The organism is Paenibacillus brevis, assembly GCF_018919145.1.
Classification (GTDB): domain Bacteria; phylum Bacillota; class Bacilli; order Paenibacillales; family Paenibacillaceae; genus Fontibacillus; species Fontibacillus brevis.
This window is the reverse complement of sequence record NZ_JAHLQJ010000030.1, coordinates 14124-38582: the sequence shown is the minus strand read 5'-3', so window position 1 is coordinate 38582 and position 24459 is coordinate 14124. Positions and strand designations below refer to the sequence as shown.

The 24459-nt window shown below is 48.9% G+C and carries 22 protein-coding genes and 5 tRNA genes; 23 read left to right on the top strand and 4 right to left on the bottom strand.

Features of this window, described 5'->3' with window-relative positions:
• The first annotated feature begins 94 nt into the window (after positions 1-94).
• From KQJ23_RS22315 to yajC, 13 genes are all read left to right on the top strand, one after another.
• A tRNA-Lys gene (locus KQJ23_RS22315) sits at positions 95-170 on the top strand.
• A gap of 19 nt (positions 171-189) precedes the next feature.
• Positions 190-264 (top strand) — tRNA-Gly (locus tag KQJ23_RS22310).
• Between the two features lie 6 nt (positions 265-270).
• Positions 271-347 (top strand) — tRNA-Arg (locus KQJ23_RS22305).
• Between the two features lie 21 nt (positions 348-368).
• Positions 369-448: transfer RNA gene (locus KQJ23_RS22300), tRNA-Leu, on the top strand.
• Between the two features lie 5 nt (positions 449-453).
• Positions 454-527: transfer RNA gene (locus KQJ23_RS22295), tRNA-Pro, on the top strand.
• A 130-nt stretch (positions 528-657) separates the two neighbouring features.
• Entirely contained in the window at positions 658-1344 is a 687-nt protein-coding gene (locus tag KQJ23_RS24140) for a BofC C-terminal domain-containing protein (RefSeq protein WP_216481110.1), read from the top strand.
• 297 nt (positions 1345-1641) lie between these two features.
• Entirely contained in the window at positions 1642-2145 is a 504-nt protein-coding gene (gene ruvC, locus KQJ23_RS22285) for a crossover junction endodeoxyribonuclease RuvC (protein WP_216481109.1), read from the top strand.
• Positions 2142-2762 (top strand): Holliday junction branch migration protein RuvA, encoded by a 621-nt coding sequence (gene ruvA, locus KQJ23_RS22280; protein ID WP_216481108.1) that lies wholly within the window; start codon positions 2142-2144, stop codon positions 2760-2762. The genes ruvC and ruvA overlap by 4 nt, the downstream gene beginning before the upstream one ends.
• Before the next feature lie 36 nt (positions 2763-2798).
• Positions 2799-3803 (top strand): Holliday junction branch migration DNA helicase RuvB, encoded by a 1005-nt coding sequence (ruvB, locus tag KQJ23_RS22275; protein ID WP_216481107.1) that lies wholly within the window; start codon positions 2799-2801, stop codon positions 3801-3803.
• 37 nt (positions 3804-3840) lie between these two features.
• Positions 3841-5928: a SpoIID/LytB domain-containing protein gene (locus KQJ23_RS22270; RefSeq protein ID WP_346779445.1), complete on the top strand. Its 2088-nt coding sequence runs from the start codon at positions 3841-3843 to the stop codon at positions 5926-5928.
• A 14-nt stretch (positions 5929-5942) separates the two neighbouring features.
• On the top strand, positions 5943-6971 hold the full coding sequence (gene queA / locus KQJ23_RS22265) for a tRNA preQ1(34) S-adenosylmethionine ribosyltransferase-isomerase QueA (protein ID WP_216481106.1): 1029 nt from the start codon (positions 5943-5945) through the stop codon (positions 6969-6971).
• An 82-nt stretch (positions 6972-7053) separates the two neighbouring features.
• The gene (gene tgt / locus KQJ23_RS22260; protein ID WP_216481112.1) at positions 7054-8193 is read left to right on the top strand and encodes a tRNA guanosine(34) transglycosylase Tgt; all 1140 of its coding nucleotides are present in this window, start codon (positions 7054-7056) and stop codon (positions 8191-8193) included.
• Positions 8194-8227: 34 nt separating this feature from the next.
• A complete protein-coding gene (gene yajC, locus KQJ23_RS22255) occupies positions 8228-8536 on the top strand; it encodes a preprotein translocase subunit YajC (RefSeq protein ID WP_216481105.1) in 309 nt (102 codons plus the stop codon).
• A gap of 70 nt (positions 8537-8606) precedes the next feature.
• On the opposite strand, the gene KQJ23_RS22250 is transcribed toward yajC, so the two are convergent.
• Complete coding sequence (locus KQJ23_RS22250) at positions 8607-8996, bottom strand: TIGR04086 family membrane protein (RefSeq protein ID WP_216481104.1); 390 nt, start codon at positions 8994-8996, stop codon at positions 8607-8609.
• Between the two features lie 187 nt (positions 8997-9183).
• On the opposite strand from KQJ23_RS22250, the gene KQJ23_RS22245 reads away from it, so the two are divergent.
• On the top strand, positions 9184-9909 hold the full coding sequence (locus tag KQJ23_RS22245) for a DUF421 domain-containing protein (protein WP_216481103.1): 726 nt from the start codon (positions 9184-9186) through the stop codon (positions 9907-9909).
• Here the strand turns inward: KQJ23_RS22245 and spoVB are convergent.
• Entirely contained in the window at positions 9906-11492 is a 1587-nt protein-coding gene (gene spoVB, locus KQJ23_RS22240) for a stage V sporulation protein B (protein WP_216481102.1), read from the bottom strand. The genes KQJ23_RS22245 and spoVB overlap by 4 nt on opposite strands.
• Before the next feature lie 174 nt (positions 11493-11666).
• Between spoVB and KQJ23_RS22235 the strand changes: the two genes are divergently transcribed.
• From KQJ23_RS22235 to KQJ23_RS22210, 6 genes are all read left to right on the top strand, one after another.
• A complete protein-coding gene (locus tag KQJ23_RS22235; protein WP_216481101.1) occupies positions 11667-11924 on the top strand; it encodes a post-transcriptional regulator in 258 nt (85 codons plus the stop codon).
• Positions 11925-12056: 132 nt separating this feature from the next.
• On the top strand, positions 12057-13310 hold the full coding sequence (secD, locus tag KQJ23_RS22230) for a protein translocase subunit SecD (protein WP_216481100.1): 1254 nt from the start codon (positions 12057-12059) through the stop codon (positions 13308-13310).
• Complete coding sequence (gene secF / locus KQJ23_RS22225) at positions 13300-14196, top strand: protein translocase subunit SecF (protein ID WP_216481099.1); 897 nt, start codon at positions 13300-13302, stop codon at positions 14194-14196. Before secD ends, secF begins: the two co-directional genes overlap by 11 nt.
• A gap of 102 nt (positions 14197-14298) precedes the next feature.
• Positions 14299-15216 carry a cation diffusion facilitator family transporter gene (locus KQJ23_RS22220; protein ID WP_216481098.1) on the top strand — a complete coding sequence of 306 codons (918 nt, stop codon included), beginning with the start codon at positions 14299-14301 and terminating at the stop codon, positions 15214-15216.
• Positions 15217-15269: 53 nt separating this feature from the next.
• Positions 15270-17675, top strand: coding sequence for a single-stranded-DNA-specific exonuclease RecJ (gene recJ, locus KQJ23_RS22215; RefSeq protein WP_430522327.1), 2406 nt, complete (start codon positions 15270-15272; stop codon positions 17673-17675).
• A 42-nt stretch (positions 17676-17717) separates the two neighbouring features.
• Entirely contained in the window at positions 17718-18236 is a 519-nt protein-coding gene (locus KQJ23_RS22210) for an adenine phosphoribosyltransferase (RefSeq protein ID WP_216481097.1), read from the top strand.
• Between the two features lie 68 nt (positions 18237-18304).
• On the opposite strand, the gene uraA is transcribed toward KQJ23_RS22210, so the two are convergent.
• Positions 18305-19594, bottom strand: a complete 1290-nt coding sequence (gene uraA, locus KQJ23_RS22205; RefSeq protein ID WP_216481096.1) for a uracil permease — start codon at positions 19592-19594, stop codon at positions 18305-18307.
• 211 nt (positions 19595-19805) lie between these two features.
• Here uraA and KQJ23_RS22200 point away from each other — a divergent pair, with 211 nt between their 5' ends.
• From KQJ23_RS22200 to KQJ23_RS22190, 3 genes are all read left to right on the top strand, one after another.
• Positions 19806-21980 (top strand): RelA/SpoT family protein, encoded by a 2175-nt coding sequence (locus KQJ23_RS22200; RefSeq protein WP_216481095.1) that lies wholly within the window; start codon positions 19806-19808, stop codon positions 21978-21980.
• Between the two features lie 20 nt (positions 21981-22000).
• On the top strand, positions 22001-22447 hold the full coding sequence (gene dtd, locus KQJ23_RS22195; protein WP_216481094.1) for a D-aminoacyl-tRNA deacylase: 447 nt from the start codon (positions 22001-22003) through the stop codon (positions 22445-22447).
• A 109-nt stretch (positions 22448-22556) separates the two neighbouring features.
• Positions 22557-22727, top strand: a complete 171-nt coding sequence (locus KQJ23_RS22190; RefSeq protein WP_216481093.1) for a hypothetical protein — start codon at positions 22557-22559, stop codon at positions 22725-22727.
• Between the two features lie 61 nt (positions 22728-22788).
• Here the strand turns inward: KQJ23_RS22190 and KQJ23_RS22185 are convergent, their stop codons facing one another.
• Positions 22789-24312, bottom strand: coding sequence for a hypothetical protein (locus KQJ23_RS22185; protein WP_216481092.1), 1524 nt, complete (start codon positions 24310-24312; stop codon positions 22789-22791).
• Positions 24313-24459 lie beyond the last annotated feature (147 nt).

Here is a 24459-nt window from a genome sequence, read left to right as displayed (position 1 = left end):
GGTGTAGAGGCCTAACATGCCTGCCTGTCACGCAGGAGACCGCGGGTTCGAATCCCGTCGGCTCCGCCATTTACATCTTAGAATCGGCATACATGAGCCATTAGCTCAGTTGGTAGAGCACCTGACTTTTAATCAGGGTGTCGAAGGTTCGAATCCTTCATGGCTCACCACTATAAGTCACTTTTATATGCGGACGTGGCTCAGCGGTAGAGCATCGCCTTGCCAAGGCGAGGGTCGCGGGTTCGATTCCCGTCGTCCGCTCCATTATACGCGCCCTTAGCTCAGCTGGATAGAGCGTTTGACTACGAATCAAAAGGTCAGGAGTTCGAATCTCTTAGGGCGCGCCATTTTTTTTGGAAATTGAATAAGCCGGTGTGGCGGAATTGGCAGACGCGCGCGACTCAAAATCGTGAGGGAAACCGTGGGGGTTCGAGTCCCTTCACCGGCATTTATCGGGACGTAGCTCAGCTTGGTAGAGCACCTGGTTTGGGACCAGGGGGTCGCATGTTCAAATCGTGTCGTCCCGATCCATGAACAGTCATCTATGATGACTGTTTTTTTTATTTGCCTTCTATCGGAACAGATTCAGAATTTACTGTATATTTCAGAAAGCCGACGGTCAGAATATACATAAAACTCCGATAGAAGGGGATAAACGTGAATATTTTTCATACGAAAAAACAGCTCAGAAGACGGTGGAGAAGATGGAGAAGAGCGGTATGGACGTTCGGCGCCTTTGTCTTGATCACGCTGATGGCATGGTCAGGGATGCTGCTGTCGGAAGAAATGAAGACGCTGATGACCGAAGAGCCTATCTCCATGGAAACTTGGGGGCAGTTGCAAGAATTGCGGGACGATGAAGAATCATCAATGGCATGGCTGGAGCAGCTTCGGGATACGGAACAAGTGCGGATTGTTCACCTCAATAAAATATATACCTGTGGGGAAGAAAATGTCGTACTTGGCCTGATGAGACCTTGGGAGATTACTGAATTGGCAAAGTCTCATGCGGAATGGAAGGGACGTCTGGCTCCGGGAGGAGATGTATGGTTTGATGAACATGTGGAGGGGCTGTCAGAGCTGTGCGGGCGAGAGGGTTATATTGGAATCGACCGCAACGGAAATTTAAGCCTGTTCGACGGACCTCCTAAGAAGGAAAAAGTCATCCGTACTTTTTTTCAATTGGATGTGGAGACGATGGAGAGCGCTCTTCCTAGCGAAGTATTAAATCAGCTTCAGGCTGGGATCCGCATTCAGGATGTAGAGGAGTACAATAGTGTATTATCTACCTTTAGCGACTACGCACTGCCGGAATCAGAGCAAATGCTTCAGCAAAAACAATAAATAGGTTAGGTCCAGAAAGAAGCTGTTCCAGTTCGCAAATAAGCGAATCAGGGCAGCTTCTTTTTCTGTAACAGTTCACTTTGGATTTTCCGAATAAAGAATAAGGAGCGCTGCTTTCTTCTTTTCCTTGAAAGAGAGGGAGTGTTCGCATATAATACAAACGAATGTTCGTTTATTGATTCTGTTGATTCGGATAAAACGGGATATCCTTGAAAACGTGTGCTGGACAAAAAATGAAATTAAAGACAGACTAGATGATATAATACATCGAGTGGCTGATTGAGGAGAGGGTGGACTTTGCGGATATTAGGCATTGATCCCGGAATCGCAATTGTCGGTTTCGGCTTTATTGATAAACAAGGAAGCAAGTGTATTCCGGTACAGTACGGATGCATTCAGACGGAGGCTCATACCCCTGAGGAGGAGCGGCTGTTGCATGTCTATGAGGGAATCGTGCAACTGATTGATAAGTATAAGCCTGATGCGGTTGCCCTGGAAAAGCTGTTCTTCAATCGTAATGTTACCACCGCGATGTCGGTAGGACAGGCAAGAGGGGTCATGGTTCTTGCCGCGGCACAACGGGGGCTCCCGATATCGGAGTACACTCCAATGCAGGTGAAACAAGCTATCGTAGGATATGGGAAGGCAGAGAAGCGCCAGGTTCAGGAGATGACAAGAATGTTCTTGAAGCTGCAAGCGATTCCGAAACCGGACGATGTGGCCGATGCGCTGGCAGTTGCCATTTGTCACGCTCACTCTTATACGTTAAATTCCAAGCTGAATGAGGTGCTTCGGTCATGATAGACTATTTACGCGGGCAATTGGCTCATCTGGAGACAGAATATATCGTTCTTGAGGTTCAAGGTATCGGGTATCGTGTTTTTTGCCCGAATCCATACGTTTTTGCAGGCAAATCCGAAGAGACCCTCACGGTCTATATTCATCATCACGTTCGTGAGGACGCCATTCTCTTATATGGCTTTTCCAGCCGTGAGGAGCAGAAGCTGTTCCGGAAGCTGATTGACGTATCGGGGATCGGACCGCGAGTGGCGCTGGGCATCCTCAGTGGCGGAAATCCGGACACAGTAGTAGCCGCCATTCATCAAGAGAACATCACGTTCCTAACGAAACTGCCGGGAATCGGAAAGAAAACGGCTCAACGTATGATCTTGGATTTGAAAGACAAGCTTGAGGGCTTGGGCGGAACAGCCTCGCTATTCGATCCTGTTCCGGCAGGAGCTTCGGCGCTGCAGGATTCCGTTCCAGGATGGCCAGAAGCCAGAGAAGGTCTACGGGCACTGGGATATACCGATGCGGAGCTGGATCAGGTCTGGAAGAATTTGAAGGATCAGGTGGGGATAGACGAGCCTGTGGATTCGGTCATGAAAAAGGCCCTTAAATTATTGTACGCAGGATGATAGAAGCTTAAGGAAAGGGGTGCCTGATCGACAATGATGGAAGATCGAATTATTTCTGCTAATTTGATGATGGAGGACCAGGCGGTTGAACTAAGCCTGCGTCCTCGTTATTTGGCGGAGTATATCGGACAGAATCAGATCAAAGAGAATCTGAAGATATATATTGAAGCTGCTAAAATGCGTAAGGAAGCATTGGATCATGTCTTGCTGTATGGACCGCCTGGGCTGGGAAAAACAACGCTCGCCAATATTATTGCGAATGAGCTTGGTGTGAATCTACGGACGACCTCCGGGCCTGCGATCGAGCGGCCGGGTGATTTGGCTGCCTTGCTGACAAACCTGCAGGAAGGCGATGTTCTATTTATTGATGAGATCCATCGGCTCCACCGTACCGTGGAGGAAGTCCTCTATCCGGCGATGGAGGACTTTGCGCTGGACATTATGATTGGGAAAGGACCGAGTGCGCGCTCGGTTCGGCTGGATCTGCCTCCATTTACTCTGGTAGGGGCAACGACGCGGGCAGGTTTGTTGTCGGCCCCATTAAGGGATCGTTTTGGCGTAGTGAGTCGTCTGGAATTCTATGCTCAGGATGAACTGAGCTTTATTGTCTCTCGGACAGCAGATATTCTAGGAATTCCGCTTACGGGGGATGCCTCTGACGAGATTGCGCTTCGTTCCAGAGGAACGCCTCGGATCGCGAACCGGCTGATGAAACGGGTACGGGATTTTGCTCAGGTTCAAGGAGATGGCATGGTAACCCCGGAGATTACCCGTGAGGCGCTTCAGCGGCTTCAGGTTGACCCGATGGGCCTGGATCTTATCGATCATAAGATGCTGCGTGCAATGATAATGAGCTTCCGTGGAGGCCCTGTCGGGGTTGACACGATTGCTGCAACGATAGGTGAGGAGAGTCAAACGATAGAGGATGTATATGAGCCCTATTTGCTGCAAATTGGATTTTTGCAGCGTACCCAGCGAGGGCGTGTCGTAACCCCGGCTGCCTATGCGCATCTTGGGCTGCCTATGCCTGAGAAGAATTAAACCGGCATTCTGAAACCAACAAGAAGGAGGTCAACTAGTGACTAAGAAATCGACTGCAAGAAATTGGCTTGTATGGGGAAAAGGAATCATTGCCGGACTGCTGCTCGCAGGTTCGCTTCAAGTGCCTGCCCTGGCAGATTCGGTTTTGCAGGATGAAGTACGAGTGGCCATGTACCTGGACTTTGGCGGCACTTATAAATCAACAACTCCTGCGGTAACGCTGCAAGCGGGTTCGCAATGGCATGTCGGAACGGAGGCGGCTGGTACTTGGCTGCAATTTGAATCCGGACAATCGGTAAGATTCAGTGTGGATGGTTACAAGGTCAAGGCGCTGGAAAGTGCGGACTGGAATACAGCTTCGGCCGCAGTCAAGATACTGCAAGGAACCGCGGACAAACCGGTAGCTTTTGTGCAAAATAATTTGTCCGGTAAGCTGTACGAGGTTTATACGGGACCCTATGCTACTGCTTCAGAAGCACAAACGGCAGCAGCTCGTGTTGCAACGAGTGTCGCTTCCTATCTAAAGGGGCAGTCTCCTGCAGTACAAGGAAGCTTCTACGCGGCAGGGGGAGCCTTTGCGACCGAGGGAGAGGCGGAAGCGGTCCGCTCGTCTGTCGGGAGCAATGCTGCCGTTGCGATGACTTCACCGGGACAATATGCGGTTTGGGTAGGCGGAGCGGCTAGTGAGGCGGAGGCCTCTTCGGTTCAAGCCACGCTCTCCCAGTCTTATCCTCAAGTATCATGGCAAGTGGAGTCTGGGCTGACTTCTACGGTACTTTTACTGCGCCAGGATGTAACGCTGAATTTGGAGAGTCCAAGCCCAGTCAAGCATATTCAGGTTGCAGGCTCAGACCCTCGCGTAACTATCCAGGATAGTGATGACTCGCTGATTCAGGTCGCTGAGCGCAATGGCCGAAGTTATAGAGGAAGCTTTGAGGTGAGCCGTTATAATGGAGTCTTTGCATTGGTGAATCAAGTTCCGATGGATCAATATCTGTATTCCGTCGTCGCTGCCGAGGTCCCCTCCTCCTGGCCGCAGGAATCCTTGAAAGCACAAGCAGTAGCCGCGAGAAGCTATGCGCTATATAATGCTAATTTGAACAAATTCAAGATTGCTGGCCTCGTGGATACCACATTGAGCCAAGTGTATAACGGAGCCGAGAAAGAGGTTGCCAGCGTGATTTCAGCGGTGGACAGCACTTCCGGTGAAGTGCTGATGGCAAACGGACAAGTTATCGAAGGGCTTTTCTCTTCGAATAGCGGCGGTATTACTGCGGACCCTACGGAAATTTGGGGCAATCAAAGTCCAACGTATGCGGCTGTTACGAGCTCCGGCGATCAGTCGGCAGAGTCTGCGCTCTATGATTGGTATTATGTTTTGCTTAATAATGGACAAACCGGATACGTTCGGGAAGACAACACAGCAATGACAGGTACCGCCACGGCCGCCGGATTGAAAAAGCTCTCGGTAACGACAAGCTCGGTAATGGTACGACAGCTTCCGATGATCCAATCAAATGTAGATCCTGTAGCCAAGCTGAATCCTGGGGACCAGGCGATCATTTTAGATAAGGTTAGCGAATCCAGCTCTTATGCTTGGATCCGTGGTCCTTACAGCTCAGAAGAGCTTCTAGCCGCACTGAAAGGCAAGACAACGACTGAAGTATCCGGGCCTATCTTGAGCCTGGAAATTACGCAGCGAGGCCCCTCAGGCCGCGTGATCCAGGTGAAGGCGAACGGACAGATCATTGATGTGAAATATCCAGACGCGCTCCGTTCCGCTTTGAACGGCCTTCCAAGCACCTTGTTTGATATCGTTCCGACCGGAAGGTATACTGTACAGAGTGCTGGCGGAGTTGCGCAATCTGCGGCTGTAAGTGCAGGCGTGAAAATTCAAACAGCCTCCGGACTTCAAGATTGGAGCGGCGGCAATCTGGTTGTAATGAATGAATCCCAAGAAGCGCGAGTTCTGAATCAGACTCAGAAATTCTTATTCTTTGGTCAAGGAAATGGACATGGACTTGGATTGTCCCAATGGGGAGCCAAGGGAATGGCGGACCAAGGGTATGACTACCGGCAAATTCTGCAACACTATTATCAAAATGTAACCATTGACAAGAGATGAAGGCGTGAATTGGAATGAATGTGGATTTATACGATTTTGAGCTGCCTGAAGAATTGATTGCTCAGACTCCGCTTGCGGACCGGAGCGCTTCCAGGCTGCTTACCTTAAATAAACAGGACGGAAGCACAGAACATCACGTGTTCTCGGACATTGTGGACTATCTTCGCCCCGGCGATACATTGGTACTGAATGATACGCGAGTCATTCCTGCACGTTTGTTCGGGATCAAGGAAGATACCGGTGCAAAGGCTGAAGTGCTGCTGTTGAAAAGCTTGGGTGAAGATCGCTGGGAAGCGCTGGTCAAGCCGGGCAAGAAGCTTCGGACCGGAACTGTCATTACGTTCGGCGAAGAATTGAAGGGGACCATTGAATCCGAAGGGGAGATGGGCGGACGGGTTCTGCGCTTCTCTTATCAAGGAATTTTCAATGAGATATTGGATCGGCTTGGTCAGATGCCGCTTCCGCCTTATATTAAGGAGAAGCTGGATGATCGGGAGAGATACCAGACCGTATATGCGAAGAATGAGGGCTCGGCTGCCGCGCCCACAGCAGGGCTGCATTTTACCGAAGCCTTGTTAGAGGAGATTAAGGGCAAGGGAGTGCAGGTTGGTTTTGTAACCTTGCATGTCGGATTGGGAACCTTCCGGCCGATGTCGGTCGATCGTATCGAGGATCATGTGATGCATGAGGAATATTACGTTATGCCTCAGGAGACGGCAGATCTGATTAACAGAACCAAAGCTGCAGGCGGACGTATAATTGCCGTCGGAACGACCTCTGCGCGAACGTTAGAGACCGTCGGACAGAAGTTCGGGGATGGGCCATTGTCGTACTGCAGCGGCTGGACGGGCATTTTTATTTACCCTGGCTATGAATTTAAAGTAGTGGATGCCTTGATTACCAATTTCCACTTACCGAAATCTACCCTTGTTATGCTGGTGAGTGCGCTCGCAGGGCGGGATCATATTTTGTCGGCTTATAAAGAAGCAATTGATCACCAGTACCGGTTCTTTAGCTTCGGCGATGCCATGCTGATCTACTAACCAAGATTACTCTAAGAGGTAGCACGACTTTTTGAACTCGCATTTTAATAACTCGCATTTTAATAAAGAATGGATGATGATCGTGACAGCAGCGATTACTTACGAACACATAAAAACATGCAAGCAATCCGGAGCCAGACTGGGCCGGATTCACACTCCGCATGGAATCATAGAAACTCCGGTATTTATGCCGGTAGGAACACAAGCCACAGTCAAAACGATGAGTCCAGAGGAATTAAAGGAAATGGATGCGCGGATCATTCTTAGCAATACGTACCATTTGTTCCTTCGTCCTGGTCATGAGCTTGTACGCGAAGCCGGCGGACTTCACAAATTCATGAATTGGGATCGGGCGATCTTGACTGACAGCGGCGGGTTTCAAGTGTTCTCGTTGAGCGAGATGCGGAAGATTACCGAAGAGGGCGTGCATTTCCGTTCTCATTTGAATGGAGATAAGCTGTTCCTGTCGCCTGAAGTGGTGATGGAAATCGAAAATGCGCTCGGTCCGGACATTATGATGGCGTTTGACGAATGTGCCCCTTATCCTGCCGAATACGATTATGTGAAAAAATCAATGGAGCGGACGACGCGCTGGGCGGAACGCTGCCTTAAAAGTCACGCCAGACCGCATGATCAGGCGTTGTTCGGAATCGTTCAGGGCGGCATGTACGAGGATCTTCGCAAGCAGAGCGCCAGGGATTTGACTTCACTAGATTTCCCGGGGTATGCTATTGGTGGACTGAGTGTAGGCGAGCCCAAGCACTTGATGTATGAAATGTTGGAAAGCACAGTACCGCTCCTGCCAACGGACAAGCCCCGTTATCTGATGGGTGTCGGTTCGCCGGATGCCCTGATTGAAGGTGCGATCCGCGGTGTGGATATGTTCGACTGTGTATTGCCGACGCGGATTGCCCGCAACGGTACGACGATGACAAGTCAAGGCAGACTGGTTGTCCGCAACGCTCAGTATGCCAATGATTTCGGGCCGCTCGATCCGGAATGTGATTGCTATACTTGCCGGAATTATTCTCGGGCTTATCTTCGTCATTTGATCAAGGCGGATGAAACCTTCGGACTTCGATTGACTACATATCACAATCTGCATTTCCTGGTCACGCTGATGGGTAAGGTTCGTCAGGCGATTATGGATGACAGACTGCTGGATTTCCGGGATGAGTTCTTCGAGCAATATGGTCTGTTTGGCAATGACAAGGGATTTTAATGACACGCTGATACAGTGAAAGGAGGAAAAAGGGATGTTTCCATTAGCAAATGCTAACCCAACAGGTACAGGTTCTTTGATCTCGTTCCTTGTACCGCTTATCATCATGTTCGCTGTGTTCTACTTTCTGTTGATTCGTCCTCAGAAGAAGAAGCAGCAGACCCGAAATAATATGCTCAATGCCCTTCAAAAGGGCGATAAGATCGTAACGATCGGCGGCTTGCACGGGAAAATTCTGGAACTGGCCGATGATACTGTAGTCCTGCTCGTCAACGATGCTACCAAGCTGACATTTGACCGCAGCGCGATCAGCCACCGTGTCAACACGGAATCCGAAGGCTAGAATCAGCCTAAGTAAAGAGAGCTACCCTTTCCTGATCCAGGAAGGATAGCTCTCTTTTTTTTATACAGCATTATTTCCGCAGATTCACACCGAATACGCCTCCGGCAGAGGCAATCAGGGTAGCCGGCAGGATAAGAGCAAGGTTGGTGAGTCCGATGGAATGATCGAGAGCCAGAAAGCTGATTAGCAGGAGGAGAATACTGTAGAAAAGGCCGGTAATTGCCCCCTGATAGAGCCCTTTCTTTCCGGAACGTTTTCCCGAGACAAGACCTCCGAACAGGAGTGCGATGCTGTGAACAATGTAAGTGTACAAGGAAAGTTGCTCTTCTTCCATGAGGCTTGCATGGAGCAGCAACGACAGAATCAGGGCACCGAACATCATCCAGAAGAACGCGTACCACAGCCCGGATAGGGTCGGATGAGTAATTCGCAAGGAAAACAGGCGGCGAATGATATGCATGGCTTGGCCTCCAATCACTTTTTAATACCAATCTATGGGCAAGCACTGGCAGTTATGACAAGCACCTGATGAATTAGGAATAATTTGTTGTGCTCTTCCTTCGCATGGAACCGTGTAGACAAGGTCAGAATATCCATTACACTCTGGCTTTTGGGTATGGATGCCAATGCGTCAAGGAGGGATTGCGATGGTGGAGCATATAGCTGTCGTTCTGTTTCGAACAATATTGATGTATGTTTTGGTCTTTACCGTCATGAGAATTATGGGGAAAAGAGAGATTGGCGAGTTATCCATCTTTGATCTTGTCATCTCCATCATGATTGCCGAGATCGCCGTTTTTGCACTGGAAGATATCGAACGGCCTCTTTACGACGGCATTTTACCGATCCTCATGCTGCTGCTGATCCAGATCGGGATTGCTTACAGCTCTATGAAATCACGAAGACTGCGATTGCTTTTTGACGGGAAGCCAAGCGTAATCGTTCAGAATGGCGAGATCAACCAAGAAGAAATGAGAAAGCAGAGATACAATATAGATGACCTGCTAATGCAGCTTCGTTCCCAGAATGTGGCGAGTGTCTCGGATGTAGAATTCGCGGTGTTGGAGACAAGCGGACAGCTGAGTGTGTTTACTAAAGAGAAGGTAAAGCAAGGCTCGAGCACTGTTAAGCCCGGAAAGAAACGGGAAGGCGATATTTCGTCACTCATCTCCAAGATAAAATTTGAAGCGCTCCCTTTGCCGCTGATCGTAGACGGCAAGGTAGACGATGACAATCTGGCCCGGGTCGGGAAGACACGGTTTTGGCTGAAGAATCAAATCCAGGCCAAGGGATATCTGGAATTTAAGGAAGTGTTCTTTTGCTCCATCGACCATAACGGACGGCTGTATATTAATGCCAAGGACAATTCCTAAGTACGGAACAGCCTGCGAAGAATGGGGATTCTTCGTAAATCATGTAGGTCGAACATGCCCATTACTGCGCACAAGATAATGTACACAAGACCGGAAAGGACAGAAGAAGTAATCAGAAGCATGGCGGGGCTGCCAAAGCTGAGCTCATTGTATAGTAAGGTGGCAGCTCCAGCCATAATCACCATTGCCGCACATACTTTAAACAGATCGGCAAAGGGCAGGCTGTATTTCAACAGTCTCTTGACGCTGAAGCTATGCAGCAGGGTTACAATGACGATATTGATAATGATGGCAATAACTGCCCCGTAGATGCCAAAGGACGGATTGGAAGCGAGATAGAAAATGAGTACTATTTTAACGATGGCTCCTACTAATGTGTTCATCAGAGCTTTGCCAGCTTGATCGAGTGCCTGTAGTGTTGCTTGAAGCGGAGCCTGTGCATACAGAAATAAAGCAAAGGGAGCCATTGTTCTTAGCATGCCGGCGATTTCCGCATTATCATAGATGAACAGGCATAGAGGTTCGGCAAGTACATACATGACTGCGGCAAAGGGAGCACCTGTAACCAAAGCGAGCCTAATCGATTGATGCAGTCGCAGCTGAATCGTTCTGGAATCGCCGCGCGCCTGAGCCTCAGCAAGGGAGGGGACAAGGGATACTGCGAGCGACGAAGTGAGTGCGCCCGGAAGCATCAGCAAAGGAATGATCATCCCTTGAAGGGCCCCGTATTGGGAAGTGGCCACTCCGGTTGCAATTCCTGCGATGAGCAGGCTTCTGGCCGTGACAATGGATTCAAGCAAATAGGAAAGCGAGCCAACTAATCTCCCGCCGGTGACCGGGACGGCGATTTGCATAAGTCTTTTTAACCCTCGAAGAAACGGTTCTGGACCAGAGGGTAAGGCGGGCTGTTCAAGCGCTTCAGAAGTAGCGGGCTTTGACTTTCGTTCACTGCGTCGCAGCCGGCGGTATTGCCATAGCAAAACGGCTAGTCCGACGACCTCCCCGGCTACAACCCCCAGCATGGCGCCGGCCGCGGCGTATTCAATTCCTTTTGGCAAGAGAAGATAAGAGAACCAGAGAACACCGATAATGCGAGCCACCGTCTCCAGAATCGAAGATAAGGCGGAAGGAATCATATCCTGCTTGCCCTGGAAATAACCGCGATATACGGAGGAGATAGATACAATTGCGATCATGGGACTCATTGCGATAAAGGTTTCGTAGACTCTGGAATCGGTAAGTAAATTGCGGGTTACCCAGGGAGCAAGCACAATGGATAACAAGGTGAATAAGATACCGGCGCTCGCAGCAAATATCAAGCTCGTCCGTAAAATACTTTTGGAACGTTCAGGATGACCGGAGGTTTCTGCCTCCGCTACCAGTTTGGCCACCGCAAGCGGGATGCCGCCGGAAATAAGCGTTACGATCACTAGGAAGAATGGATAGCCGAGCTGGTATAGACCAACGCCCTCCGAGCCGATAACCCGGGGAAGCATTATTCGGGGAATGAAGCCCAGTATCCGGTTGATAATGCCTGCCGCCAGTAGAATCATCGTACCCTGGATAAAAGTTTGCTTGTTCAATGTACTTCCCTCTCTCTGAAAGAGTCATATTCTTCAGAAGACGATCCGATACTTAACATATGCAGATCCTGTCCACCTTCATGACTCGTCTTTTTGCAAGATGCAACATCACATGCAGGAATATTTAATTTAAGGTAGAATGGTATAAGACGGGAGAAGGAAGGAGGCACCAGAATGGCTGGAGACGATTTTGGCGAAGAGCAGTTGAACGAGGCGATCGAAAGTTTATGCCAAAGTAAAGCGGAAGAATTCCGGCTGATCGGATACGAGCATGTGAGCGGGCTTGATATCTGGGAGTGCGTCAGCCAGAAGTACGAGAAGGAAGGCTACCCGCCCTTGCACCAAATGGTGAATGACATTCTTTCCTTGAAAGTAACCCAATTTATGAACTATATGACGATTTCCGCATATCGTGGATCCCGTTTCGATTGAAAGGGGTCTTTTTTGTGACGACATAAAGTGTTCGTGAATTCTAAAAACGACAACATTTGATAAATTGACGCTCAATTCATGCATCGCTATAATAGGAATATTGAGAATTTTGAAAGGGGATCGAAGTACGGGATGAAAAGAATTATCGCATTCATAACCGTCGTGGTTGTCTCAACCGCAATTATGGCATGGACAACCCCGGGCCTGCTGAACAATTTGCATCTCGGCCTTGACTTAAAAGGCGGATTTGAAATTTTGTATGAAGCAACGCCAATCGAAGGTGGGGCCAAAGTTTCGAAGGAATCATTGCTCAAGACAGCTCAGAGCTTGGAGGAGCGGGCAAATAAGCTCGGTACCAGCGAGCCTGAAGTTACAACCGAAGGAACCAACCGGATTCGCTTGAAGCTGGCCGGTGTAACCGATGAGGCTGAAGTCCGCAAGCAAATGAAGGAGCCTGCGTCTCTGACCTTCCGCAGTAAAGACGGAACAGAGACAGCGAATGATCAGTATAACAAGATTGAGATGATCGGTACGGATTTTGCTGAAAATGGGGCAAAGCTTGAGTTCAATAATATGAATGAGCCTCTGGTTAGCATCAAAGTGAACAGTAAAGAAAAATTTGCAGAGGTAACCCAGCGCTTGCTGGGCCAGCCACTTGCAATCTATATGAATGAGACCCTGATTTCCGCACCGGTCGTGCAGGCGGTTCTGACCGATGGGACGGCATCCATTAGTGTCGGCGGGGATCTGAATGAAGCGAAAGAGCTTCGTGACCAGATCAATCTGGGAGCGTTGCCCCTTCAGTTAACGGAGAAATACTCACAGAGCGTAGGAGCGACACTGGGTAAACAGTCCCTTGATTCAACGATTGAAGCCGGTCTGATTGCGTCGGTATTCATTCTGATCTTTATGATAGGGATGTACCGGGTACCAGGCCTGATTGCTTCGTTTACGTTGATCCTGCACACCTGGCTCTTGATCCTGGTCTTTGTGTGGGCGGACTTCACGCTTACGCTTCCCGGGATCGCAGCATTAATTCTCGGTGTAGGCATGGCTGTAGACGCCAATATCATAACAAATGAACGGATACATGAAGAAATGAAGCTCGGCAAGAGCATCATGTCTGCCGTCAAGGCGGGAGATAAGCATTCTCTCCGTACAGTCCTTGATTCCAACATTACAACGATCATCGTAGCAGTAGTTATGTATTGGTTCGGTACAGGCGCTGTGAAGGGCTTTGCATTGGTGCTCATCGTCGAGATCGTACTTAGTATCCTGACGAATATCTATCTCTCACGCTTCTTGCTGAACCTGCTGCTGAAGGCGGGCAAGCTGTTGAAGCCGAAGTATTTCGGCGTAAAGGAGAGTGACATCAATGCGCTTTAAGAAAGAGATGGATTACGTTCACATCAGTAAATATTGCTACACGATTTCGATTATCCTTACTATTGTCGGTGTCATCTCGCTGGCGATATTCGGACTTAACTACAGTGTCGATTTCCGCGCTGGTTCCAGCGTTGATATTACCTTGACTCAAGATTTGACCGAAGAGCAGATTCATCCGATTCTTGAGGGCATCTCGGTTGATCAAGGCACCACAATCAATCCGGGGGATAATCGTATGACCCTCCGCTTTGAAAAGGTATTGGATGAGAATCAGGAAATGCAGTTGAAAGAGGAAATCACGAAGCTGGATGCAGGGGCTTCCTTCGAAGTCAATACAGTTGATCCGGAAATGGCTAAGGAATTGGCGCGCAATGCGATTTATTCCGTCCTCATTTCCTGTATCGGGATTATCATCTATGTAAGCATCCGTTTTGAATGGCGCTTTGCTGTTGCTGCTATCGTGGCCCTGCTGCATGACGCATTCCTTGTTGTGGCCGTATTCTCGATCTTTAGATTCGAAGTCGATCTGACATTTATTATCGCTGTATTGACCATCATCGGTTACTCTATAAATGATACGATTGTTATCTTTGACCGGATCCGGGAAAACCTGCGGTTCGCCAAGCTGAAGACCCGCCAGGATTTGATCGATCTCGTCAACAAGAGCGTGGCTCAGACAATTATGCGGTCGATCTATACGGCCGTAACGGTGTTCATTGCCGCATTGTTCCTGTTCCTGCTGGGTGGAGAATCGATTCGTATGTTCTCCTTGGCCATGGTCATTGGTCTGATCTTCGGGGCTTACTCGACGATCTTCATTGCAAGTCCGATTTGGTTCCTGCTTAAGAGCAGACAAAAAAATAAACCTGCCCGTGCGGCGTCTTAGGACAAGCCAGACAGGTAGCCTTAAGCTGGGTTTATATAGAGCCGCGTCGGACAAGGTGACGCGGCTCTATGACTCTATAACAGGTTTTCAGGGGGATGGAGTATGTCACGCAACCAAGCCGCAGCAGCTAATCCCACCGCTTCATGGGCAGTGCTGCATCATCTTTCGATGTCGCTTCTCAAGGGAATCATCGGACTATTGTTCGATAGCCGGGCTTTAGTGGCGGATGCGCTGTATTCGGCATCCGAAGCGGCTGAAGTCATTCCGGAGGACCGGAGATTCTTCAGGCTGGCAGGAGGAAGAATGGCCGTCAGAATCGGATTGATTACGGTGGTCATGCTAGGAAGCCTCTTGACGGTGATCACTTCCGCTATAGATATCTCGGATGGAGAGACAGAGGCCCCGGCTTATTGGGCGGGTGCTGTTATTCTTTTTGCGCTTATCGCCAAGGAAGCTTATTTTCGTTACCGACATCAGGAAGCCTTCAAGAAAAGCCGCGAGGAAGCTCTTCTGCTGATCGAGAATCACCGGCTGTCCTTGTGGTCGTCCGTCATTTCATTAATCGGTATTATCGGAGCAATGACAGGATATGTGTTCAGTATGCCGGTGTTGCTCTACCTGGATCCTGCTGCTGCCTTCATCGTAACAGGTCTTGTTGGCTGGAAGATTTGGACGCTGTTTAATCGTTCCTTCAGCCGGTTGTCGTTCCCGCTTCTCCAGGAAGAGGATGCTCAGCCGTTTGTAGAGACTATTCAGCGTGTTCAAGGAATTATCACTGTAGATCATCTGCAGGCAAGGGAAAATGGACATTATATTTTGATTTCGGCAACTATCACCGTGAATCCACGGATTACTGTTATGGAAGCCAACGATATTGCAGTACGGGCCAAGACATTACTCATGAGCAGATTTACGCATATTAGCGAGGTAAGCATTCAATTTATGCCGTATGATCCGGGATATCCTTACAAGAGTAATTATGAAGGCTCAGGAGATGATCTGCCCAATTTGCTGCAGTAATGAACTGTCATGATCTGTTCTGGATCAGAATGGTTTGGAAAGAAGGTGAAGGGGTGCTTCACTCCAAATACGAATGGCGAAACTCTTCTGGTGATCAACGTACAGGGGAGGAATTGGCACGGCAGATGAATCTCTCTCCCTTGGTGGGCTCGATATTAGCTGCTCGTGGCATTCATGATGCAGATGATGTCTCCAAATTGCTGCGCGGTCATCTTGAAGAACTGCATGACCCTTTTCTAATGAGCGGTATGCAGGAAGCCGTCCCGCGAATCCGGCAAGCACTTGAACAATGCGAGCGCATACTTGTCTACGGAGATTATGATGCGGACGGAGCTTCCTCAACCTCCTTAATGATTCAACTGATGCGTAGACTGGGTGCAGATTTTGAATATTATATTCCTCATCGCTCCAAGGAAGGTTACGGACTACATATCCCTGCCCTTGAGCAAGCAAAGGCTCGGGGTGTATCCTTGATTATTACAGTCGACACCGGTATCAGTGCTGTAGAGCAAATCGCATTTGCTTCCCGTGTTGGAATAGATGTTATTGTGACGGATCACCATGAACCGCCTGCACAATTGCCGCAAGCTTATGCACTCATTAATCCGAAGCTTCCTTATTGTTCTTATCCGTTCAAGGGATTAGCCGGGGTTGGTGTAGCGTATAAGCTTGCCGCCGCTTTGTTAGAGCATGAAGTGCCAACTGAGTGGCTTGAGCTTGTGGCTATTGGTACAATTGCAGACCTGATGCCTTTGACGGATGAGAACCGAATTCTGGTTAAGCATGGACTGCAATCCATGAGTCGTTCGGCCTTTCCCGGCGTCAGAGCATTACTGCAAATTGCCGGCTGGAAGGGGGGCGAGGTATCTTCAACTCAAGTGGCCTTCGGACTTGCCCCGCGCATCAATGCAAGCGGAAGAATGAGCCATGCCAATCTTGCGGTGGAGCTTCTGACCGAGAGTGACGGCGAGAGAGCAGAGCAGGGAGCGGCAGCACTGGACCGGCTTAACAAGGAGCGGCAGGAACTGGTTGAAGATATTCTGGAGCAGGCGTTGGAACAGGTAGAAGAAAAGAAGCGCGATCCAGAGCGTCCGGATGTGATTGTTGTGGCGGGAGAAGGGTGGAATGTCGGCGTAGTTGGGATTGTAGCCTCCAAAATTCTCGAGCGGTATTACCGCCCTGTCATTGTTCTTGCCATAAACCCGGAGACCGGGGAGTGCAAGGGCTCGGCGCGGTCCATTCCGGGCTTTGATATCTATGAAGCATTGACGGACTGCAGCGACCTGCTCCATCATTACGGCGGCCATCCCTCTGCTGCCGGGATGTCGCTGCATCGCAGAGAGCTTGGAGCATTCGAGCAGAGTTTAAATCGTTATGCCGAACTTAAAATGACACCAGAGCAGCTCGTCCCCTGGATGGAAAGTGATGTGGAGTGTGCTCTGGGCGACATTACGCTGCCGGCGCTGGAACAGCTTGAGCTTCTTGCGCCCTATGGAATGGGAAACCCGAATCCGCGCCTGATGATTCGAGGCGCTACTCTGCAAGAAGCAAAGCAGATTGGCAAAGAAGGCAAGCATTTAAGGGTGCTCCTGCGGCAGCAGGATATCCTCGTGGAGGCTGTCTGCTTTGGCAAAGGCGATTTGGCGTGTTGCCTCTCCGAGAAGGCGGAAGTGGACCTGATCGCAGAGGCAGGAATTAATGAATGGAATGGTTCGCGTAAGCCGCAGCTATTGATACAGGATCTTAGAGTTCCGCATATGCAGGTATTTGATTTCCGGGGAACTAGACATCCGATTGCGAAGCTGCTGGAGCTCATCGGAGGTCTGGGACGTATACAGAATGAGGCCGCCGAGTCAGAGGCTGTGCTTGTTAATTCTCCTGTACAGCAAGAGATTGAAAATCAATTGAATGAACTCCCCGTTTGGGTATATGATAGGAGAATCGGCGCTCGTCTGGAAGGGCTGCCGGAATGTACCGTCCATCCGGAGCAAGTGCGCTCCTTGTTCGTTCTTGAATTGCCGGATTCTCCGGTTGAATGGAACAGGATGCTGTCCATCTTCAAGGGGCTTGAGAGGATTTACCTGCTTCACCCGAATATAACGGCTCAAGAGGTGTTAAGGCCGCCTTCCCGTGAATTGTTCAAGGAGGTCTATGCACTGCTGAGAGCGCTCACGATAAGGAGAATTCCCGAGGCAGAGCTTCTTCCGCTGCTTGAAGCACGGACAGCCTTGTCCAGAAGAATGCTGGAAATGGTCTTGGATGTATTCGAGGAACTTGAATTCGTATCCCGTCAAGAGGGAGAACTGCTGGTGAATGAATCTCCATCCAAAAAACCGCTGGAAACCTCGCAGCGTTATCTTGAGCTTGCCAGACTGGCAGAAATGGAGCAAATCCTGCTTCATGGGCAAATCCCGCAAATTTCGCAGTGGCTTCAGCCGCAAATTCAGGGAGTTTCTTAATGAGTGCCGTATCGTATGGATTATTTTTAGGAGGAGATTGTATTGGATTTCAAGGATTATATTCGCGTCATTCCGGATTTTCCGCAGCCGGGAATCAGCTTCAAGGACATCACGACCTTGCTGAATGACGGAGAGAAGTACCGTCTGGCTATTGATGAGCTAAGAAAGCTTGTGTCAGACCTTAAGATTGATCTGATTGCCGGACCGGAGGCGCGCGGTTTCGTTGTAGGGGCTCCGCTCGCTTACGCCCTTGGCGTTGGATTCGTACCGATTCGTAAAAAAGGCAAGCTTCCTTATGACACCATTGAGGTGAAATATAACCTTGAATATGGCACAGACGTATTGGCCATGCATAGTGATGCGGTCAAGCCGGGGCAAAATGTGTTGATCGCTGATGATTTGCTGGCTACAGGAGGGACGATTTCCACTTCAGTAGAACTCGTGCGCCAGCTTGGAGGCAATGTTGTAGGTACGGCATTTCTGATTGAGCTTGGTGAATTAAACGGCCGTGCGAAGCTCCCAGGAATTGATGTTTACTCGTTAGTTCAGTACGACAACTAAGGGAACGCTATAGAAAAAGAGCCTGCTAGCAAACGATATTGTTTGCCGGCAGGCTTCTTTTTTGAATGTTAGTGAGCTGCTTCATCCTTATCATTTGACCAGCCAAGCACTTGAATCAGCTTGAAGAACAGGCTAAGCAGGATGCCTATGATCGTGGCAAGAGCCATGCCCTTCAGTTCAACCGAGCCCATGGTCAGCTTGGTTCCGCTGAGGCCGACAATCAATACGACAGTTGCGAGAAGCATATTTGTTGCCTTGGAGAAGTCGACTTTCTGCTCTACGAAGATCCGAAGCCCGGAGGCCGCAATGACACCGAACAGCAGCAAGGATACTCCGCCCATAACCGGTGTTGGAATATACGCAATCAATGCTGAGAATTTACCGGAGAAGGACAGCAGAATCGCAATAATTGCCGCACCGCCTACTACAAAGATGGAATATACTTTCGTAAGCGCCATGACACCAATATTTTCCCCATAGGTTGTATTTGGTGTGGAGCCGACAAAACCGGAGAGAATTGTAGACAAGCCATTCCCAAAGAGGGAACGATGCAGCCCGGGATCCTTAGATAGATCCTTGCCTACGATGTTACTGGTGACCAGCAAGTGGCCGATATGCTCTACAATGACAACCAGCGAGACTGGAATAATGGTAATGATCGCTGAGGTACTCCATTGCGGAGTGGTTACAGTCGGCATAGAGAGCCACTTTGCTGCTGCGATCGCTTCCGTATTTACAGCCCCCATGAAGAATGCAACTACATATCCAGTTACAATACCGATCAGAATGTGAATGATTTTTGGGAAACCGCGGAAGAGAACAGCTCCAAGTACGGTAACGCCGAGGGTAATAAGGGAGAGAAGGATGGTTTGCGGATCAGGAGTCCATGGATTCGACGCGTCCAGCGAAATCCAACCAGCCATTTCAGCAGCTATCGGAATCAACTCCAGACCGATCAATGCGACGATAGCGCCCATCGCAGCGGGAGGAAATACAACATCGATCCAAGAAGTGCCGGCATATTTGACCAGCAGACCGACAAGAATGAAAATGACGCCGGTGATGATAAATGCGCCCAATGCAAGCGAATACCCATTGCCCGGGTTACTGGCGAGCACAACGCCCACGGGAGAAATGAAAGCAAAGCTGGACCCGAGATAGGCCGGAATCTTACCCCTACAAATAAAGATGTAAAGCAATGTGCCAATACCGTTCATCAGCAGAATCATCGCAGGATCGACGCCAAAAAGGTTTGGCACCAATACCGTACTGCCGAACATAGCGAACAAGTGCTGGATACTCAGCAGTGTGCCTTGTCCAAAAGGAACTTTTTCATTGACCTGAATTTCACGTTGCAAGCAGGTTCACTCCTCTTCAATTTCACGTTATCAAAAGACCATCCTTACTAGATTATATAGATTACCGACTTTTTTCAACAAGAATTTTTCGAACATTTTAAAACTCCGCTTTTTTTATGCTATAAGCCAAGAGTTGACGTATACCAGAGCAAGAGTCATAATTATAGGAAATCTAATTTGGGGAATATAGAAAGGAATCGGGCAGGATTCAATGGGCATAGATCGAGTACTTGAAAAGGCGTCTGCCTATATAAAAGAACCGGAGCTTCAGCGCATCCGGGATGCATACGATTTTGCGGAGCAGGCACATCATGGTCAAGTGCGGAAATCCGGAGAACCGTATATTTTGCATCCATTGGCGGTGGCTGAAATTGTCGTTAATATGCAGATGGATGCACTTTCCGTCATTGCTGCGCTTCTGCACGATGTTGTAGAGGATACGACGGTTTCCCTGAAGGAAATCCATGAGCATTTCGGCCAGGACTGCGCGATGCTTGTTGACGGTCTTACCAAGCTCGAACGGATCAAGTTCAGATCCAAGGAAGAGCAGCAGAACGAAAATTACCGCAAAATGTTTATCGCTATGGCTCAGGATATCCGTGTCATTGTGATCAAGCTGGCGGACCGTCTGCATAATATGCGAACCTTGAAATACCAATCGGAAGAGAGCCAGCGGCGCATTGCTTACGAGACACTGGAGATTTTCTGTCCGATTGCAAACCGTCTGGGGATCTCGGCGATCAAATGGGAGATGGAAGATATCGCTCTCCGCTATTTGAATCCGCAGCAATATTACCGGATCGCCAATCTGATGCGCAAGAAGCGGGCCGAGCGTGAAGAATACATTGCCAGCGTCATCTCGCGGATTTCCGAGAAGCTGGATGAAATGGGCGTCGAGGCCGATTTGTCTGGCCGTCCGAAGCATATTTACAGTGTGTACAAAAAAATGACCACGAAAAACAAGCAATTTAACGAAATATATGATTTGCTGGCCATTCGGATCATCGTGGACAATATCAAAGATTGTTATGCCACATTAGGCATTATTCATACGCTTTGGAAGCCCATGCCTGGGCGGTTCAAGGATTATATTGCTATGCCCAAGGCGAATATGTACCAGTCCCTGCATACGACCGTCGTTGGACCAAATGGCGAGCCTACGGAGGTTCAGATTCGTACTTGGGAGATGCACCGGACAGCCGAGTACGGGATCGCGGCTCACTGGGCATATAAGGAAGGACCTGAATCCGGGGGACCGGAGAAACGGATGACCTTTTTCAATGAAATTCTCGAGCTGCAGCATGAGGCCAAGGATGCTTCGGAATTCGTGGAGTCGCTCAAAATGGACTTTTTCACGGATCTTGTATTTGTATTTACGCCTTCCGGGGAAGTTATCGAGCTTCCGTCTGGATCGGTTCCGCTTGATTTTGCTTATCGGATTCATACGGAGGTCGGCAACCGGACGATTGGAGCCAAGGTAAACGGACGAATTGTCCCGCTTGATCATCGTCTCAAGACAGGCGATATTGTGGAAATTCTCACCTCCAAGCATTCTTATGGTCCTAGCCAGGACTGGTTAAAGATTGCCCAATCTTCTCATGCACGCAGTAAGATCAAGCAGTGGTTCAAGAAAGAGAAGCGTGAGGAGAACGTCGAGAAGGGCCGTGAGGCGATAGAACGGGAGCTGAAGCGTGCCGGCATCGATGCTCCGTTATGGATGACGGATGATAAGCTAATGGAGGCGTGCAAGAAGTTTGCCTTCAATGACATTGATGATATGCTGTCGGCTGTCGGCTTTGGCGGAATTACAGCGGCGCAGATTGCAACCAAGCTGACCGAGAAGCTGCGCAAGGAGCAAGAGGAGAGCAGCATTACGGAACTGACATCCGAGGTCAAGGAGGTTAAGGCAGCCGAGGAGCGGAAGCCGAGACCGACGAACGGGGTTGTGGTCAAAGGAATCGACAACCTGCTTGTTCGCTTTGCAAGATGCTGTAACCCGGTCCCGGGAGATGATATTATCGGCTATATCACGCGTGGCCGCGGAGTATCCGTTCACCGCAGTGACTGTCCGAACATCCCTAACGGCTCGGATGACGAAGAGGCAGCACGGGTCATTGATGTAGAATGGGAGCATGCCATCGAAGCGAACTATAGCGTGGATATCGAGATTACGGGGCATGACCGCCGTAATTTCCTTAACGAGGTGCTACAGGCTGTATCGGAGAGTAAGACCAACATTTCAGCGGTCTCAGGCCGTTCGGACAAGAACAAGATGGCACTTGTTCATATGACGATCCTGATTCGCAACACGGATCATTTGCAATCTGTAGTGGAAAAAATCAAACGGGTGAAGGATGTATATACAGTTCACCGGATAATGCAATAAGTAAGGGAGTACGGACAAGCATGAGAGTAGTTGTGCAGCGCTGCAAGCAAGCGAGGGTAACCGTTGACGGAGACACGATCGGCTCTATCGGTGCCGGGCTCGTGCTTCTGGTTGGCATTACCCATGAAGATACAGAAGAGAATGCCGCCTATCTTGCTGATAAGATTGCAGGGCTTCGGATATTTGAAGATCCCGAGGGTAAAATGAACCTGAGCCTGACCGATATTGGCGGCTCTATTCTGTCGGTGTCCCAGTTTACTCTGTACGGTGATTCCCGGAAGGGCAAACGTCCGAGCTTTATTGAAGCGGCCCGGCCGGAGAAGGCTCTGCCGCTGTATGAGAAGTTCAATCAAATGCTGGAACAAAAGGGAATCTCCGTTGAGACCGGACGATTCGGCGCTGATATGGATGTGGAACTGGTCAATTGGGGACCGGTCACGCTTATGCTTGAGCACCCGTTCGCGTAATTACTTTTAGCCTATCGCCATTTGCTCGGTTATGGAATAGAGCGGGGTCTTCTGGGGGATAATCTCTATAAATTCACTAGAGATTTTCGCCTAAGGAGCCGAAACTTCAATGCGTCAAACCGCGAATGACCGTGCTTGGCAGTGCCATCCTTTGCTCGTAACCGGTGAGAGATCAGAGACACTGGCCCTCGCCCGGTCCGCTCAGGATGAGGAGTTACTCATCAGCAGAGAGATGAAGCCGTCTTCAGGCATGGCTAATCCCAGAAAAAAAAGAACCTGAAAGAATAAATAAAAAGGGCAATCGAACGGAGAGATTCCATTCGCTGCCCTTTTTATTTTGCCTAAACGTTGCTTAACAAGCCTTCTTGATAGGTATTCCATAATTCGCTTGAAAATTTGAGATCCACTAACTTGTTGCCCTTGATCATCTTCTCCAGAATAGGACTGACCTTGTCCCTGTCGAAAATATGAATTCTTTCCAGGGCATATTCATCGTCAATGGCATAAATAAGACAGAAGTTCCCTGCATAAAGAATGGCCATGTTGGTAAGATGGCTATCCAACAACTTAATCCTGCTGAAGCTATCCTCATCCATCAGATATTGATTGAAGCGCTGCATATAGGGGGCACGGTGCCCGGCAGGGAAGGAATAGGCGCCAATAAAAGGAACGACAGCCTTCCCGGTTGCGGCAAAGCGTTCCATCGCGGCAAGAGAGACATAAAATTCCGTGCCTTCATTCATAATGTGCTGGAACAACAGCCAAGCCCACTTGCCTATCTTTTCACTGCCGGGCAGGGAGCTGATTTCCTCCTCCTTCAGCAAGTACCCAATGGAAGTAAAGTTAAATACGGCATCGACTCCTTGATTAAATAACGCTGACACAATATGACGGTTCTCCTCACAAAATGCAATGGCTTCGCTTCTACTGTAGCTGATTTTCCGGATGTCCTTATTCATAAGGCTGTTGTAAAACAAGCTCAAGTAGCTCTTATGAGCAATGGGGATCAATAACGGCGTTCCGTCGATTTGCGAATCAAACATCAATAGAAGTTTTCCCTTTAACAGTAGGAAGGGTTGACCCAGATCGCTTGCAGTCGACCACAGGTTTAGATTAAAGCCTCTTTGCGTGACGGAAATAAAGTTTAGCGAGACTCCCTTTCCACTGCTGGATGACTCGTGAAGCGCCCCGTTAAAAAAATGATTGAAGACAACATGAGCGCATTTTTCCGGGTTCACAATCAGTGATTTCAAGAGAACTTCAGAGTAGGCCGGATCATAGGTAGGAATTGTGCTGTAGACTTCTAAAGGTTCATCGGAATCGTTGACGAGATGGTCGGATAGCATGACACACAGCAGATTAAGGACAGGCTTCCGTCCCAAAAAGTAAAATCCCCGTTCTACATACTCCAAATTCACTTGATTGGCGGTCGCCAGATCTTTATCCAGCGCATACTCAATCGCATAAGTTAAAAACGAGCGTAAATCCTCCAAAGATTTAAAATCATAGATGACGGGAAATAAATCCTTGAATTTTAAATAACACGCATGAGAGTAAGTATGTTCAGAAAAGTAGTCGGCGGCCAGTTTAATGAACAGCTTTTTTTCCTTTGTCACAGGAAGTCTGCTTCCGGTCAAAATCTTGCTCAATCCGCTAGGGGTCATATTCATGCTAATTGCAAAATCCGTTTTTGGTTTCTTTGCTATGTCGATCAATTCTTCTAGTAATCTCCCTAAGTGCATGTCTATTGTGCATGACATACGTCCAGAAAAACGTATAGCCATAACTCTCCTTCCCGTGGTTTCATCCTCATATTTATCGTCAATATGCGTATTCCACTTTATAAAAAAATCATTTTCTTTCAAAGGAAAATTTATATCAAATTTTTATCTTCCTCTTCAAGCGACTCAAGATCTACTCTGATATGCTTTCGTAAAGAAGCCTTTAAATTAGAATAATTACAGATTAGTAAGGGCTGAGAGATACAGATTGATCTGAAGAAGGAGATGTTT